Origin of the sequence: Corynebacterium mendelii (assembly GCF_017307055.1) — a bacterium.
GTDB lineage: Bacteria > Actinomycetota > Actinomycetes > Mycobacteriales > Mycobacteriaceae > Corynebacterium > Corynebacterium mendelii.
Genome location: NZ_JAFLEQ010000016.1, coordinates 348,887 through 364,599 on the forward strand (window position 1 = coordinate 348,887; position 15,713 = coordinate 364,599).

Sequence of the window (15,713 nt, forward strand, 5' to 3'; positions counted from 1 at the left end):
CACACCCCGTGGAAAATCACCTGCCGTGAAAGCCCGAAGGTTTTGCCGGTGTACGCCCCGCCGCACCGTGGCCGGTAGGCTGGTGCAGCCGGGCGGGCGTGCCAGGACCCCATGCCTTTTTGATATTCCCGGCCGGATTATCTGTCACCGACACGGAAAGAGACGGGCACAGCTGTGGCACCCTCGAAATTCAACTCGCTGGAATACCGCGCCAACACCGGAATGGAAGCCGGTGATTTCGACAGTGTTGAAAAGCGTGCCTTCCACCGGAAAAACCAGCGCCGCAGGCCGAGTGTGGCCGAAGAATTCAACGGCCTTCCCGCCCACGTGTGGCCCACCACAGCCACCCGCGACGAGGAAGGGGTGATCTCCATCGGGGGAGTACCCCTGCCGGAGATAGCGGCCGAATTCGGCACCCCGGTGTTCGTGGTCGATGAAAACGACTTCCGCAGCCGCTGCCGGCAGATGGCCGACGCTTTCGGCGGTCCGGGCAACGTGCACTATGCCTCGAAAGCTTTTCTTTCCCGCCGGATCGCCCGCTGGGTGGCCGATGAGGGCCTGGCCCTGGATGTGGCGAGCCTCGGCGAGCTGCAGGTGGCACTGGCCGCCGGTTTTCCCGCCGAACGCATCACCGCCCACGGCAACAACAAAAAAGAAGAGTTCATGCGTCTGTGCGTGACCGAGGGAGTCGGCCACGTGGTGCTGGACTGCCCGCAGGAAATCGATCGCCTCAACGCGATTGCCGCCGCCGAAGACGCCACCGTTGAGGTGATGGTGCGGGTCAAACCCGGTATCGAGGCCCACACCCACGAATTCATCGCCACCAGCCACGAGGACCAGAAATTCGGTTTCTCCCTGGCCTCGGGTTCCGCCGAGCAGGCCTGCCTGGATGCGGTGAAAGCACCCAATCTGGACCTGGTGGGCCTGCACTGCCATGTCGGCTCGCAGGTCTTCGACGCCCAGGGGTTCTCGCTGGCGGCGGAACGGCTTTTGACGCTGATGCGGAAATTGAAGGATTCCGTCTCCGGGGCCGACGCGGCAAAAATCACCCTGCTGGATTTGGGTGGTGGCTACGGTATCGCCTACACCGCGGCGCAAAAACCCCTCGATGTGGCCACAGTCGCCGGAAACCTGATCAAAGAGGTGGCCGAGAAATCAGCGGAGCTGGGGCTTGACCGCCCGCAGATTCTGGTCGAGCCGGGCCGCGCGATCGCAGGTCCGTCGACCGTGACGCTGTACACGGTGGGAACAGTCAAAGACGTCCATACCTCCGCCGAGCACACCCGCCGCTACATTGCCATCGACGGCGGAATGTCCGACAACATCAGGCCCGCCCTGTACTCGGCCGACTACGAGGCCCGGGTGGCCGGCCGGCTCACCGACGGTGAATCCGTCGATACCCGGCTGGTGGGTTCCCACTGCGAATCCGGTGACATTTTGATCAGTGACGCCGCCTGGCCCGACGATATCGGAACCGGTGATCTGATCGCGGTACCCGGTACCGGCGCCTACTGCTTCGCCATGAGCTCCCGCTACAACATGATCATGCGTCCGGCGGTGGTCAGCGTCAAAGACGGGAAAGCGGAGTTGATGGTGCGCCGGGAAACAATCGAGGATGTGCTGGCGCTCGACATGATGTAACCGCCTGCAGTGCCCCGGCAGCAGACGTGGCCTGCTGCCGGGGTGAAAAAGACCGCGAAAGAAATGACAGGCGGCACCGCAACCGGAAGAACGAACGCCCTCCACACAACGTGGCTGACGTCAATCTTCCCGGCGGCGGTGCCGCTGAGCTGTTGCTGGGGCGGGGGAACCCATAAGGCTCCCTCACCCGGACAGATGTGTCACCGGCAACTGTGACCGGGCCGCAAACTGTTGTTTAGCGGGGCAGCAGCGAGTGCTGGACGGCAATCGTGTAACCGGCGGCGAAGACCGCGAGAACACCGGCGATGATCATGACGGCCTTGACAGTCGGGTTGTCCGAGGAGCTTTCGGATTTGGTGGTGGTGTTGTTGTTCTGCTGCTCCTGCTTGGCCTGGTCACCGGTGGCGTTGGAGGAGGTGAAGTTGCCCTTGGAGGAATCAACCTTGGCGTTGTGGGCCTTGCCCTTCGGGCCGGTGCCGGAGGAGTTGAAGTCGAAGCCGGAGGAGCCGTCGCGCTCCAGGGTGACGACAGCCTCGGTTTTGCCACCTTTTTCGTTGTCTTCGGCGGCGGCAACGCCGGTGCCGGCAATCAGGGAGGCGGCAACAGCGCTGGAGATGAGGGCTTTGGTGAAGCGGGAAGAGGTCATTGATGTACTCCTGGAATGTTGAAAACTGATGCGAATGTGCAGGGAAAACCACGGTTGTTGCCGTGGTGATCGTGCCCGTGGGGCGTCCGCGCTCCCGTGGCGTACTTCTGTATACGCCACCACCACCCGTACCGTTACCGTGACAACCATGCCGGGGGAGATCACAGCAAGCCGGGGCACCAATGGCTCCCGGAGGATCGATCACGTGGCGCAATCTGACTGGAACTTCGAATCGTCCCCATCGATTGGTGTCTGAGGCACAAAAAGAGCATACCGATGTTCGACATTTGTGGCCACGATGCTGCAACCGCAAACGCAGCAAGCCGCCCCGGCGGGGCACAGCCGCATTGAAACATTCACTGTGCACCGTGACCCGATATCTGCCCGGGCGTGCGCGCGATCCCCGAACAGCAAAAACCCCGCTCCATGAGTGAAGCGGGGTTTCAAACCAGCGCAATTACCCGCTCCAGCAGGTAAGTCGCGCTTTACTGCTGCGGGGCCATGGCGTTCATGATCATCGACTGGACGGAGTTTTCGATTCCACCGGTCAGCCCACGGGAGATACCGTCGTGGATGCCGGACTGGATGCCGCTCCGAATGCCGTAGCTGATGGCGGAGAGGGTGCCGAAGACGAGAAGCAGTCCGAAGAATGCGCCGTATGCGGCGGATCCGTCACCGTCGGCGACAGCGACAGCCTGGACCGGTGCGGCGGGTTCGACGGGGGCGGCCGGAGCAACAGCAGTACCGGCAGCCAGGGAGACAGCGCAGGTCAGGGCGACGACGCTCTTCTTGATCTTGTTCATGATGGGAGAACCTTCCATTGTTTTTTCGGACCGCTTGTGAAATCACCGCATCAGGTTATTGATTCGGGTCGACGGCTCTGAAGCGCGCAACAAGCGGGCGATTGGTGCTTGTAATGGGGGCAATGAAATGCCTGAAAGCAATTCCGAACCCGCTGACTGTGGGACAGTCACCGCAGAAAACAGAATTGCGGGCTACAACGTGTTGAGCCAACGAGTGGGGTCGGCTTTAACTGGCAACATGTTGCCCGTGGGGTGGTGCGCACACAGCTTCCGAACTGTCAGGGACACCGGGGTGTGCGAACCATCCAGTTTTACTGGGGGATCGGGATCGGCAGCTTGATGGTGGAACCCTTGATCTGGCCGTTGAGGACCAGCAGGTTGAAGACCGAAATCAGCACGATGCCTGAGATGACGGAGCCGAGGGCCGAAACAATGATGCTGCTGGCGCTGGTCGAGCCGACAACAGCAAGATCAGAGGAATCAGCGGCGGCAACAGGTGCGGCGACGACGGACCCGGTGGTCAGCGCGAGTGCGGTGCCAGCGGCGACTATGCCCTTGGAAAGACGGTTCGGAAGCTTCATTTGAACTCCTGGGAGTGGGGAATGGGTAGTGAGGGAAGATTGGCGATGACTGCTTTTCTCCGACGCGGGTCCGGTGAGCACGCCGATTCAGCGAAAGCTCAGGAAACCGTTGCGCTGTTGTAATGGTAACTAAAGAAAGTAATACTGCGGGCCGTTAGCATTAATTTTTTAAAAGTGGGGTGGGTGAAAGGGGTGTCTATGAAGTGTTTTGAGGGGAAGAACGGGCCGGTCATGTCCGGCTGGATGAAGGGGAAAGGTTTGTTTCATTTTGGGTGAGAAATTAGTCACATTCCCACAAGGGGCAGGATGCTTCTCCGTGGTGCGTGAATTGTGCGCGCATCGTGGATGATGCGAGTCGGCCGGGGGTTTTGTGGACGGGGATGTCTATGATGGTTGTTTATGTTGCCGGGCTGAGACTGGTCTTTGGTTTCCGGTGAGATCGGGGAATTGTTTCTCCGTTGTGAACTCTCTGCCATCCGGTGTTCGTCGTAGCCCCTATGAAAGGTTCTAGATTTTAACCATGTCTTTCGCATCAACGCTCGTACAAGGCAAAGGAGTCGGCTCAGATGTTGGGGTTGCACTTTTGGGTCATGGCACCGTCGGCAAGCAGGTTTTGAGGTTTATCGGGGACAACGGCGATGATCTGGCACACCGCATCGGTGGTCGGATCGTCGTGAAAGGGGTTGCTGTCGGCAACCCCGACAAGCACAAAGATGATGTGCCCGCGGAGCTTTTGACCACCGACGCGGAAGCCCTGATCGAGCGTGACGACGTCGATATTGTGGTTGAGGTCATCGGCGGTATCGACTACCCGCGGAAACTGATTCTCAAGGCGCTTAACGCCGGTAAATCCGTGGTGACCGCCAACAAAGCACTGGTGGCGGCCCATTCGCAGGAGTTGGCCGAAGCCGCCGACAAAGCAGGTGTCGACCTCTACTTCGAGGCGGCTGTCGCCGCCGCGATCCCGGTGGTCGGTCCGCTGCGCCGGTCACTGGCCGGTGACCAGGTCGAACAGGTGATGGGCATTGTCAACGGCACCACCAACTTCATTCTCGACGCCATGGACACCACCGGTGCCGACTACGACACCATGCTCAAAAAAGCCATGGAACTGGGCTACGCCGAAGCCGATCCGACAGCGGATGTGGAAGGCCATGACGCGGCCAGCAAAGCCGCCATTTTGGCGTCCCTGGCGTTCCACACCAGAGTCAGCTTCGACGATGTCTACTGTGAGGGCATCTCGAAAGTGACCGCCGATGATGTGGAGGCCGCCAAACAGGCCGGCTACACCATCAAGCTGTTGGCCTGCTGTGAACGGATCACCGCCCCGGACGGGACCGAGAAAGTCTCCGCCAGGGTTCACCCCACACTGGTTCCGCGCAGCCACCCGTTGGCCAGCGTGTCGAAATCCTTCAATGCCGTCTTCGTTGAGGCCGAGGCCGCCGGCCGGCTGATGTTTTACGGCAACGGTGCCGGTGGCGCACCGACGGCCTCTGCCGTGCTCGGTGATCTGGTGGGCGCGGCCCGCAACAAAGTCCACGGTGGCCGCGCCCCGGGGGAGTCGACCTACGCCAATCTGCCGATCGCCGATTTCGGGGAGATCAGCACCCGCTACCACGTTGACATGGAGGTCCATGACCGGGTGGGCGTGCTGGCCGAGGTGTCGAAGGTATTCTCCGACAAGGGTGTGTCACTGCGGACAGTCCGCCAGGAAGAATCCGATGATTCAGCGCGCCTGATCGTGGTCACCCACACCGCCCGCGAAGCCGACCTGGCGGCCACTGTTGAGGCGCTGAAAAACCTTGAGGCCGTTACTGCCGTCAACTCGGTGCTGCGGCTGGAAGGCGAGTAAAAAAACAACCGGCGGGCCTGTGCGCCCCTTATGTTGCCACCACCCGATCGATGATCGGGTGCATCCGGAAAGGACCATCACCCCATGACCGAGACCCTGCCTGTCGGACGGAAAGCACATGTCAAGGTTCCCGCCTCATCAGCGAACCTGGGCCCCGGATTCGACACCCTGGGCATTGCCGTGAGTCTCTACGACGATGTCGATGTGGAGATCACCGCTTCCGGACTGGAAGTGATTGTTTCCGGGCAGGGGGAAGGCGAGGTTCCGCTGGATGACACCCACCTGGTGGTTCGGGCAGTCAAAGCCGGACTGGACAAAGCAGGATGCGCCGCCCCCGGGCTGAAAGTCACCTGCCACAACCGGATTCCGCAGTCCCGGGGCCTGGGTTCGTCGGCGTCGGCGGCTGTCGCCGGTGTGGCCGCCGCCAACGGGTTGTCGGGCAACAAACTCACCGACGATGACATGGTGCAGTTGGCCAGTGAATTCGAGGGGCACCCCGACAATGCCGCGGCTTCCGTGCTCGGCGGGGCGATTGTCGGCTGGACAGAGATTCCCGTCGATGGCACGCAGCCGCAGTACCGGGCGGTGAAAGTCAGCTGCGATCCCCGCATCAAATCCACCGCCCTGGTGCCGGATTTCCGCGCTTCCACCCAGGCGGTGCGCAAAGTACTGCCGACCAGCGTCAAACACCTGGATGCCCGCTTCAATGTGTCCCGCTGCGCGGTGATGCTGGTGGCCCTGCAATCCCATCCGGAGCTTTTGTGGGAAGGCACCCGTGACCGCCTGCACCAGCCTTACCGGGCCGATGTTTTGCCGGTGACAGCCGAATGGGTCAACCGGCTGCGCAATCTCGGTTACCCGGCTTACCTGTCCGGTGCGGGTCCCACCGCGATGGTGCTGTCGACCGAGCCGGTGGATGAGCAGATTCTTAACGAAGCCCGCGACCGCGGTATCACCGTCCATGAATTGGACATTGCAGGGCCGGTGGAGGTCACCGTCGAAGGGTGAGCGTGCTGACCCGGCTGCCCGTACAAGAAGACCGCGCTACACGGTGTGCCGGTTCGGCGGGATAACCGGGCGGTGGTAGCGCGGAACGAACACGATTGTGGAATTCGCGCGGCGGGAATCGGGCGGACAAAAAGACAATGAACGTCCCCTGCGGCCCGGGGGATACTGGACCGTGGTGGTGCAACCGGAATAATCTAGCCCCCGGCAGGGGCGGGATCGGGTGTCTTCTTCATGGTGTCGCTGCATGCCCGAACCTGCGGGACGTTTCACCGCCGGGGTTTTGCGCGGCGCCGGGCGCGTGTGAATACCGCGCACCATGGTGAAAGCCACGGCCACGGTTGTGGACCGGCTGCAGTGGCGGACACACGGGTGACCGGCCGGCTGACACTGTGTTGGTGGGATGTCCACCTGGAAAAACGGCCCGGCCGCAGCCCGGTGTGGGGGTGCGGCCGGGCCGGTAAGGTCCAGCAGAACGGGGCAGTTAAATCGTGGCGGGTTCAGTCTTTTCGCCGTCGGTGTAGATCATCGTCGGCATGAACGTGACCGGGTCGAGTACCAGCAGATCATCGGGGTAGCCGACACCGATCCGGCCGAATTTGTCGTCCATGCTGATGGCTGTGGCCGGATGGCTGGTGGCGGCGGCGACCGCCACATCGGGGGCGACCCCGACTTTGGTGATGGTGTTGGCCACTGCCCTGTCCATGGTCAGGGTGGAGCCGGCCAGGGAGGTTCCGCCCTTGAGGGTGGCCACACCGTCTTTGACCACCACTTCCAGCGAACCGAGCATGTATTCACCGTCCGGGTTGCAGGTGGCGCTCATCGCGTCGGTGATCAGCACCACCCGTTCCGGGGCTTCGGCGAACAGCGAGGCAATGACATCGGGGTGGACGTGAATGGTGTCATTGATGATCTCCAGCCATACCCGCTCATCGCGCAGCGCGGCAATCACCGGGCCGGGGGCGCGGTGGTGGATGCCGTTCATGCCGTTGAAGCAGTGGGTGAGAATGGTTGCGCCGTTGTCGAAGGCCTGCTGGGCGGTCTCATAATCACAGGAGGTGTGTCCCACGGAGGCCTTCACCCCGTGGCCGGAAAGAAGCTTGATCGCCTCCATGGCGTGGTTTTTCTCCGGGGCAAGTGTCATCTGCACCAGGGTGCCCTTCCCCGCGTCGATGATCCGTTTGATCGCCTCCGGGGCGGGATCGATGAGTTTGTCCTCCGGGTGCGCGCCTTTGTGCCCGGCATCCAAAAACGGTCCTTCCGGGTGGATGCCCAGAAGATGCGGATTGGCTTTGACCAGTTCGGCCACTTCGCTGATGCGTTGTTCCATCAGTGGCAGGTCATCGGTGACGAAGCTTGCCACACAACGGGTGGTGCCGTGGGCGCGGTGTTTGGCGATGACATGCTCTACGGCCTTGGCGCCGTCGTCGAAGGCGAGTCCGCCGCCGCCGTGATGGTGGATGTCGATGTAGCCGGGGCACACCGGGGCGCCGTGGGCGTCAATGATTTCATCGGCGTCGGGCCACAAGGTGTAGTCGTCGAACTGTCCGAGATGTGTGATGCGGCCGCCTTCGGCGCGCACACACCCGTTGCGGGTCACCCCGCCGATGGTTCCGTCGTAGATGGTCGCGGAGTGGATGACAAGTGAACTCATGGGAATGAAAACCGAACCTTAACAACTCGTGGACAAAAAGGTGGCATTATCTCGCTGCCGTCCGGCAGCCTGCCCGGCAGGCAGCCGGCCCGCCGGCGAGGAAGGAAAGATGGTGAACAAAACGAACAACGATCCTCCGCGCTCTATTGTGCACCCACCGGGCGTGCACCGCGCGGGGTTTTAACCGACACCGCCTGGAAAACACGTCAGTACCGGTGAAAAAGCCCCAGCATCACACCCGGGGTGGCCGGGTGACCTGCGGCAGACACCGCTAGGTGGTCTGTGAATCGGTGGTGACAATGGTGTAGCCGGCCTGGGTCAGCCTGTTCACCCATGCCGGATCGACTCCCGGGTCGGTGACAATGGTGTTGGCCGCCTCCGGCCCGCCGAGAGAGGAAAAAGAACGCCGCCCGAATTTCGAGGAATCGGCGACAATGACCGGCCGGGTGGCGCGCGAGGCCATGGTCTGGTTGGTCTGGGCCTCAAACTCGTCGACGGTACCGGGGCCGTTGGCATCGATGCCATTGGCGCCGATGAAGGCGTAGTCGAGGCTGAAACCGGCCAGATTGTTCACCCCCACCGGGCCGGTGAGTTCGTAGGAGGAGCCGTTGAGAACCCCGCCGATGAGCACCACCTTGATCGCCGGGGAGCCGGCCAGCATGTAGGCGATGTCGACGGCATTGGTGACGATCGTGACGAAAGGCTGGTTGCCGACTGTCTCGCCGCCCGCACGGCTGGTCGCCCAGTCACTGATGGCGCTGGCGATCGCCCCGACAGTCGACCCGCCGGACATGCCCACCACGCACCCGGGTTCCAGCATCGACACACAGTAGGCGGCAATGGCGGTTTTCTCCTCCAGCTGCTGGCCGCGTTTTTTGTGCACCGGCATATCGAAGGCCACCACCGTCGAGCGGGCACCGCCACGGGTACGGTGCAACAGACCCCGCCCGGCCAGGGCATCGAGATCACGGCGGGCCGTGGCCGGGGACACCTCCAGGGTGCCGATGATCTCATCGACGGTCACCGAGCCTTTATCGGCCACCATCTCAAGAATTCTGGTCAAACGTTCACTGCGCAGCACAGTCACACACCTCCGCGGTCTGCCCGGTCACAAGGTTCAATCGCAAAAACACGGCCGACAACACCGCGTGCCCCGCGCCGGGCATACCATCCGGCCGGGTGCGGCGTGCTGCCGCCGGGCCCTGCCCCGGTTGTTGTCCGCTGCCGGGGACAACCGGGGAAGCGACAGGCACTGCGGCAGAAAAAAGAAAAGAAAATTGATCGGTGGGCAATATGGGTATTCCAAAAGCGGGCAAAGCCGTACGGACAGAAAGCTTAACCCAGATGACAAAAGATCTGCTGCACCGGGCCACCTGTCGCCGGCCGGCGACAGGTGGTACGGGGCACACGTGCGGGCGGGGGAACGAACCCCCGCCGCGGTCACGCCTAGTCGAGATCGGTGAACACGCCGATCAGGCGCTCAGCCTCAGCGGACAGGGCCTCACGGCCGGCCGCGATGTATTTGCGGGAGTCGGTGACATCCGGGTTGGCGTCCAGGTATTCGCGGATCGCCCGGGTGAAAAAGCCGTTCAGGTGGGTCGAGACATTGATCTTGGTCATCCCGGCCCTGATGCCGCGGCGGATTTCCTCGTCCGGAACACCGGATGAGCCGTGCAGCACCAGCGGAACACCGGCGGCCTCTTTGAGTTCCTTGATCAGATCGATGTCCAGGCTGGCGGTCCGGGACTTCATGGCGTGTTCGCTGCCGACAGCCACCGCCAGCAGATCCACGCCGGTATCGGCGACGAACTGGCGGGCTTCATCCGGATTGGTGCGAACTCCCGGGGTGTGGGCGGTTTTGCCGCCGATCTCCCCGAGTTCGGCTTCCACTGTCGCACCGCGGGCGTGGGCGTAGGCCACCACATCGGCGGTGTTGGCGATGTTTTCCTCCGTCGGCAGGGTGGAACCGTCGTACATCACCGAGTTGAAGCCCAAATCGATGGCGTGCTTGGCGAGTTCGACTGATTCGCAGTGGTCCAGGTGCACGGCGACGGTGGCGGGCGAGGCGTCGGCCAGGGCGATCATGGCTTTGCCGATCGGATCCAGATCATCGGCGTGGTAGCGCACGCAGTTGTGGCTCATCTGCAAAATCACCGGTTTGCCGGAGCGTTCGGCAGCCTGGACCAGGGCTTCGGCGGTCTCCAGGTGGATGACGTTCATGGCGGCGGCGCCGATGCCTTTGGCGGCGGCGTCGGTGACGATTTTGGTGGTGCAGGTACGGGGCATGGTGGGGATCCTTAAACAATTACTTCGTCCGGGTGTTGTTACCCGGCACTGGTGTGGGCAGAATGCGGTGGTGTCCACCCCGGCCGACGGCGGGGAACCCGCCGGGCCGGGTGGGAAAAGATGGTCGGACAGATATCTCAGGAGTTGTCGGGGCCGATGACAACCTGCTGTTCAAGCTGCGGCCAGGAATCGTCGATGGCCCCGGCGTAGGGCACCAGGACCGCGGCCGCCGACCAGGCAACCCCGCGGATGAGCATGTCGGTGGTGTCCAGATCATCCAGCAGCGCGGTGGCCATGGCGGCGACCAGTGAGTCGCCGGCACCGGTGGGATTGCCTTTGAGCGGCTGGGGAAGTTTCGCGGTGATCACCGTGGTGCCGTCGACTGCCACCAGGCCGTCAGGACCCATCGAACAGACCACCAGCCGGGCACCTTCATCCACCAACTGCCGGGCGCCCTCCAGCGGATCGGTGCAGCCGGTGGTTTCGGTGATCTCGGCGGCATTCGGTTTGACGATCGCTCCCATGGCACAGGCCTCGATGAGGTTGTCGCCGGCGCAGTCGACGATAATGCCGGATGCCCCCGCTTGCTGGGCCGTCTCAACCAGCAGGGTGAGATGGTCGGTGCCGGTCCCCGGCGGCCAGGAGCCGGAAATGGTGACCACTGATCCGGGCCGGTTGGCCAGTGTTTCCCGCAGGGAATCAGCCATCGCCTCCCAGACTCCGTCCGGGTGCTGGCCGCCACGCTCATTGATAATGACGGTCGCATCGTCGTGTGTCCGGTGGATCGCCCAGGTTTCCCGCAGCGGAACCGGGGTGGGGGTGAAACGGGCCAGGGCATTGCCCGGCAGCGGGTTGCCCCACTGGTTGACCGCCTCCAGGGAGGTTTTGGCCATCGGGCCGAACATCAGGGCGTCATAGCCTTGTGCGGCGGCAACGGCGGCCACATTGACACCTTTGCCGCCCAGGCGACGCTGCGCCCGATCAATGCGGTGGGTGGCCTCATCCACCAGTTCATCGACGGTGATGGTGACATCGAGGGCCGGATTCGGCGTGACGGCAATAACTGCGGGCTTGGATGTGGGCATGGTGGGGGAAAGCCTTTACGGGTGGGTGCGGGCGAGAATAAAACGTGGAAGAAAGTGCGCGGCTGCGACGGTTGGGTCTGCGGCTGAGCCGTCTTTTTCAAAAAGGAACCGGACAGCAGCCGGGCATGTGCGGCCCCGATCAGCCCGGTAGCCGCGTCAACGATGCGGGTACCGGGGCAATCGGTGGCCGGGGAGCCTGCTACTTCAGGATCACCGAGCGGGTGAGGTTACGCGGGTGATCGGGATCCAGACCGCGTTTACGGGCGGTGGCCAGGGCGACCCGGTGGACTTTCACCAGATCGGCGAAGGGATCGAGTCCGGAGGAGATGAAGGTGGCGCCGGTGTTGTTGACCTGGTCTTCGAGACCTTCCGGAACCGGGCCGAAGGCCCAGGTGATCCGACCCTTCGAGGCGATGGCGATCGGCCCGTGGCGGTATTCCATCGACGAGTAGGACTCGGTCCATGCCTGGCAGGATTCACGCATCTTCAGGGCGGCTTCGGTGGCCAGCCCCAGACGCCAGTCGGTGCCGAGGAAGGAGTACTGCTCGGCGTCGATCAAAAAGTCCTCGACATCAGCATCGATGACCGTGCGGGCATCGGCGATGGCCTTGTCGATCTCTTCTTTCGGGGCCAGCGAGGCGCGCAGGAACATCAGGGCAGTGGTGGCGAAACGGGTCTGCACGACCGACTTTTCATCGGCGAACGACAGGTTGACGACATGGTCGGCCAGTTCGGCGACCTTGGTGTTGACATCGCCCAGCAGAGCAATCGACCGCATCTGCTTGTTCTGCTCGAGCAGATCGATGATCTCGGAGGTGGTGCCGGAGCGGGTGATCACCATCAGGGTGTCGTAGTCACGGTCACCGCCCAACCGGGCTTCGGTGGCGGTGTAGGCGTCGGTGACACCTTCGCCGGCGGTTTCGCGCATCGCGGCGTAGGCCTGTGCCATGAACCAGGAGGTGCCGCAGCCGACAACAGCCACCTTCTCGCCGGGCTTGGGCAGGCAGTCGCGGTCTGCGACCATGTCCACCGCTTTCTGCCAGCTGTCGGGTTGGCTGAGGAGTTCTTCTTCCATGTGGGGGCCGAGATTCTGGCTCACAGTGTGGTCCTTTCGGGAGTAGGCGGGGCGCATCAGCGCCCGGGCACAAGACCCGTGAGCGTTTATGCGCGATTGCTGCCGGGGGAGTTGGTTCCGGCTAAGCAGGTGATTTGGAATATATCTACCGGGATCGGCCGCCAGGCCGACACTTCGAATGATTGCACATGATTGGTTTAAAGGCAAGAGGTGCTAAGAAAAATCTTTTCTTGGCCACATAGGGACATCCGGTACGACCGCCATCTAATTGTGTCTAGAGGGTGGGCATAAACGGGGGTGAAACTGCCCCCGTTTTTAAAACTTTCTCAAAAAAGCAGCTTGTTGGGCACGTGGGTGATGTTTTGCAAGGTGGCTTCTTAACCCCCCGACTGCCTGCGGAAAGGAGATATTTTAGGTGTGGTTTTTCTTTTCTGGTTTTGTCAATGTGATTGGGCACACAGATTTATTTTGACCGTCTGGGGTTGCATGAATCAAAAACAATCATTAGCGTGATGTGGGACAAGCCAAAGCGCACCCGGATGGCTGTGCCCCGGGCGCGCCGCACACCGTGAGGAAGAGAAGAAGCACCCATGAACTTCAAACCCGACGCTGTCGCCGCCAAGCGGGAAGCCGCCGACTTTAAGGAAGCGATCCGCATCGTCGGTTCGCTTTACGAGAAAGAAGGCATCGCCACTTCCGACTACGCGCAGGCGATGATCGATGCCGTGGGCGAATTCGGCCCCTACATGGTGTTGATGCCCGGTCTTGCCATGCCACACGCGAAATCGGGTGCCGGTGTCAACCGCCGCGGTTGCGCTGTCGTGACCTTGTCGACTCCGGTCGAGTTCGGCCACGAAAAAAATGATCCGGTCGATGTGCTGGTCTCTTTCGCCGCCGGCGAGAAGAAGGCCCACATGGAAATGATCCAGTCGCTGGCCAATGCCCTCAGCGACGCTGAGTTGATCGAAGCGATCCGCAATGCGGAAACCGACGAAGAACTCGCCGCGCTGTTCGAGTCCTAGCTAGTCTTGGGGTTACGGGATCCTGCCTGATGGGCGGGGTTGTGTGCTTCCCGTAATCCACCACATCACCTGTTGTCCCCGAAAGGAACACCCACCATGATTGAAATCGCAACCGTCTGCGGTATGGGCCTCGGCTCCTCAATGATGCTCGCCAACCAGATCCGCAACATGGTCGACGAAGATCCCAACGTGCAGGCCAAGGTTCAGCCGGTTGACCTCGGCTCCTTCAAATCCCAGCCCTCCGACATTGTGGTCACCACCTCCGGGATGGCCAAAAACGTCCAGGATTCGCCCTCGATCGTGGTGCTCATCGACAATCTGATCGATAAAAACGAGGTCAAGACCAAGGTGTGGGCGGCCATCGACGAATACAACGCCAAAAACAGCTAACCGCTGACCATCCCCGGATCTCCGTCTCCTCTGCCGGGTGCTGTGAACACACCACCAGCGCCCGGCAGGAACAGGGCGCAGGCGCCCCGGCGGTGATCATGCCCCCAAAGTCCGACAGCGTCGGCGTGCCGACCCCCACGGGCGGGGAGGGGCAAAAAATTTTTACCTGATACAGTCCGGTTCCCAGTGTTTTCCCAGGAAAACCGCGGTCCCGGAGGTGGATACGTCAGGTGTGCGGACAGATGAAAAAAACTTCCGCGTACGACAAGCACAACATTTCCTGAACTACTGTTCCCTGGGAGAGAACCCCGCTATGAACCCGTTCCTTGATTTTATGGTGCAGCTGTTCCAGCAGCCCGCCATCATCGTCGGCCTGATCGCTTTGCTCGGTCTGGTCGCGCAGAAAAAACCCGCCGGTGATGTGGTCACCGGTACCGTCAAAACCATCCTGTCGATGCTGATTGTCGCCGCCGGTGCCGGTGCGGTGGTCGGCGGCCTGTCCCCGATCCAGGACATGGTCAACGCGGCCATGGAAGGCAAAGTCACCACCTTCGTCGCCTACGACGAACTGGTCATGGCCTCAACCCAGACCGGCCCGGTCGAGCAGATCGGTACCGCCATGGGCCTGACCATGCTGTTCGGCTTCATCTTCCACCTGCTGCTGGCGCGGTTCACCCCGCTGCACTACGTTTACCTGACCGGCCACTGGATCTGGATCACCACCGGTTCCTGGGCCATCCTGTTCTGGTCCTTCGGCCTGAACTACTGGACCGTCATCGCCTTGGCCTCCATCTGCTCCGGCGCCTGGATGACCATCTCCCCGGCCATTGCCCAGCCGTTCATGCGGCGGATCACCGGCAACAATGATGTCGGTATGGCCCACGGTACGGTGCTGCTGTCCGCTCTGGCCGGTGCCATCGGCCTGGTCTTCGGTGACAAGGAAGACTCCACCGAAAGCAAGCAGCTGCCGGACCGTCTGTCCTTCTTCCGTGACGTTGCCGTGTCCACCACCATCGTCATGACCATTGTGTCCATCGTGGCCGCCATCGGCGCAATCGCCACCCGCGGTGCCGCCTACGTCGAATCCGAGGTCACCGGTGGCCAGCAGTGGGTCGTCTTCGCTTTCATCGCCGCCCTGCAGTTCACCGCCGGCATGCTCGTCATCCTCTACGGTGTCCGCATGTTGATCGGTGAGATCGTCCCCGCCTTCGAGGGTATCTCCCGCAAGATCATCCCGAACGCCATCCCGGCCCTTGACGTGCCGATCATCTTCCCCTTCGCCCCCAACGCCCTGCTGATCGGTCTGATCGCCGGTCTGATCGGTGAGTTCGCCGGTATGGGTGTCTGTGTGGCCCTCGGCTGGCCGGTGCCGATCCCCTCGATCATCGTCGCCTTCTTCGCCTGCGGTACTGCAGCCATCTTCGCCAACTCCACCGGTGGCCGGAAAGCCGCCTGGCTGGGTGCCTTCATCTGGGGCTTTGTCGGCTGGATTCTCATTGCCTACGCCTTCCAGTTCGAAATCTTCGGTGACCTGGTTGCCCTGGGTGCCAAGGACCTGGGCTTCTCCGGCCCGGACGTCATCGCCCCGGCCATCATCTTCGACGCCATCGGCAAACTGTTCGGCGTCTAAAAAGCCACCACAACCCCGGCTACATCATCCCGGCGGCAGCTGC

At 62.1% G+C, this 15,713-nt stretch carries 14 protein-coding genes; 6 read left to right on the plus strand and 8 right to left on the minus strand.

The window, feature by feature from the left end:
• Nucleotides 1-174 precede the first annotated feature (174 nt).
• Nucleotides 175-1,641, plus strand: coding sequence for a diaminopimelate decarboxylase (gene lysA / locus JZY06_RS09900; protein WP_330617258.1), 1,467 nt, complete (start codon nucleotides 175-177; stop codon nucleotides 1,639-1,641).
• Between the two features lie 235 nt (nucleotides 1,642-1,876).
• Here the strand turns inward: lysA and JZY06_RS09905 are convergent, their stop codons facing one another.
• The 3 genes from JZY06_RS09905 to JZY06_RS09915 all read right to left on the minus strand — a co-directional run bounded on the left by JZY06_RS09905 (nucleotide 1,877) and on the right by JZY06_RS09915 (nucleotide 3,671).
• A complete protein-coding gene (locus JZY06_RS09905) occupies nucleotides 1,877-2,287 on the minus strand; it encodes a hypothetical protein (RefSeq protein WP_207279372.1) in 411 nt (136 codons plus the stop codon).
• A gap of 485 nt (nucleotides 2,288-2,772) precedes the next feature.
• Complete coding sequence (locus tag JZY06_RS09910; protein WP_207279373.1) at nucleotides 2,773-3,090, minus strand: hypothetical protein; 318 nt, start codon at nucleotides 3,088-3,090, stop codon at nucleotides 2,773-2,775.
• Nucleotides 3,091-3,401: 311 nt separating this feature from the next.
• The gene (locus JZY06_RS09915; RefSeq protein WP_207279374.1) at nucleotides 3,402-3,671 is read right to left on the minus strand and encodes a hypothetical protein; all 270 of its coding nucleotides are present in this window, start codon (nucleotides 3,669-3,671) and stop codon (nucleotides 3,402-3,404) included.
• 520 nt (nucleotides 3,672-4,191) lie between these two features.
• Between JZY06_RS09915 and JZY06_RS09920 the strand changes: the two genes are divergently transcribed.
• Entirely contained in the window at nucleotides 4,192-5,523 is a 1,332-nt protein-coding gene (locus tag JZY06_RS09920) for a homoserine dehydrogenase (RefSeq protein ID WP_207279375.1), read from the plus strand.
• A gap of 84 nt (nucleotides 5,524-5,607) precedes the next feature.
• A complete protein-coding gene (gene thrB, locus JZY06_RS09925) occupies nucleotides 5,608-6,531 on the plus strand; it encodes a homoserine kinase (protein WP_207279376.1) in 924 nt (307 codons plus the stop codon).
• A gap of 481 nt (nucleotides 6,532-7,012) precedes the next feature.
• On the opposite strand, the gene nagA is transcribed toward thrB, so the two are convergent.
• The 5 genes from nagA to JZY06_RS09950 form a co-directional block, all read right to left on the minus strand.
• Nucleotides 7,013-8,182: an N-acetylglucosamine-6-phosphate deacetylase gene (nagA, locus tag JZY06_RS09930; protein WP_207279377.1), complete on the minus strand. Its 1,170-nt coding sequence runs from the start codon at nucleotides 8,180-8,182 to the stop codon at nucleotides 7,013-7,015.
• 271 nt (nucleotides 8,183-8,453) lie between these two features.
• Entirely contained in the window at nucleotides 8,454-9,245 is a 792-nt protein-coding gene (locus JZY06_RS09935) for a DeoR/GlpR family DNA-binding transcription regulator (RefSeq protein WP_207279378.1), read from the minus strand.
• Between the two features lie 383 nt (nucleotides 9,246-9,628).
• Nucleotides 9,629-10,468 (minus strand): class II fructose-bisphosphate aldolase, encoded by an 840-nt coding sequence (locus tag JZY06_RS09940; RefSeq protein ID WP_207279379.1) that lies wholly within the window; start codon nucleotides 10,466-10,468, stop codon nucleotides 9,629-9,631.
• Nucleotides 10,469-10,605: 137 nt separating this feature from the next.
• Nucleotides 10,606-11,553, minus strand: a complete 948-nt coding sequence (locus JZY06_RS09945) for a 1-phosphofructokinase family hexose kinase (protein WP_207279380.1) — start codon at nucleotides 11,551-11,553, stop codon at nucleotides 10,606-10,608.
• A 199-nt stretch (nucleotides 11,554-11,752) separates the two neighbouring features.
• Nucleotides 11,753-12,652 carry an SIS domain-containing protein gene (locus JZY06_RS09950; RefSeq protein WP_330617259.1) on the minus strand — a complete coding sequence of 300 codons (900 nt, stop codon included), beginning with the start codon at nucleotides 12,650-12,652 and terminating at the stop codon, nucleotides 11,753-11,755.
• Between the two features lie 566 nt (nucleotides 12,653-13,218).
• Between JZY06_RS09950 and JZY06_RS09955 the strand changes: the two genes are divergently transcribed.
• The 3 genes from JZY06_RS09955 to JZY06_RS09965 all read left to right on the plus strand — a co-directional run bounded on the left by JZY06_RS09955 (nucleotide 13,219) and on the right by JZY06_RS09965 (nucleotide 15,670).
• Nucleotides 13,219-13,650, plus strand: coding sequence for a PTS sugar transporter subunit IIA (locus JZY06_RS09955; protein ID WP_207279382.1), 432 nt, complete (start codon nucleotides 13,219-13,221; stop codon nucleotides 13,648-13,650).
• 96 nt (nucleotides 13,651-13,746) lie between these two features.
• Nucleotides 13,747-14,040, plus strand: a complete 294-nt coding sequence (locus JZY06_RS09960; RefSeq protein WP_207279383.1) for a PTS sugar transporter subunit IIB — start codon at nucleotides 13,747-13,749, stop codon at nucleotides 14,038-14,040.
• 313 nt (nucleotides 14,041-14,353) lie between these two features.
• A complete protein-coding gene (locus tag JZY06_RS09965; protein WP_207279384.1) occupies nucleotides 14,354-15,670 on the plus strand; it encodes a PTS ascorbate transporter subunit IIC in 1,317 nt (438 codons plus the stop codon).
• Nucleotides 15,671-15,713: the final 43 nt, after the last annotated feature.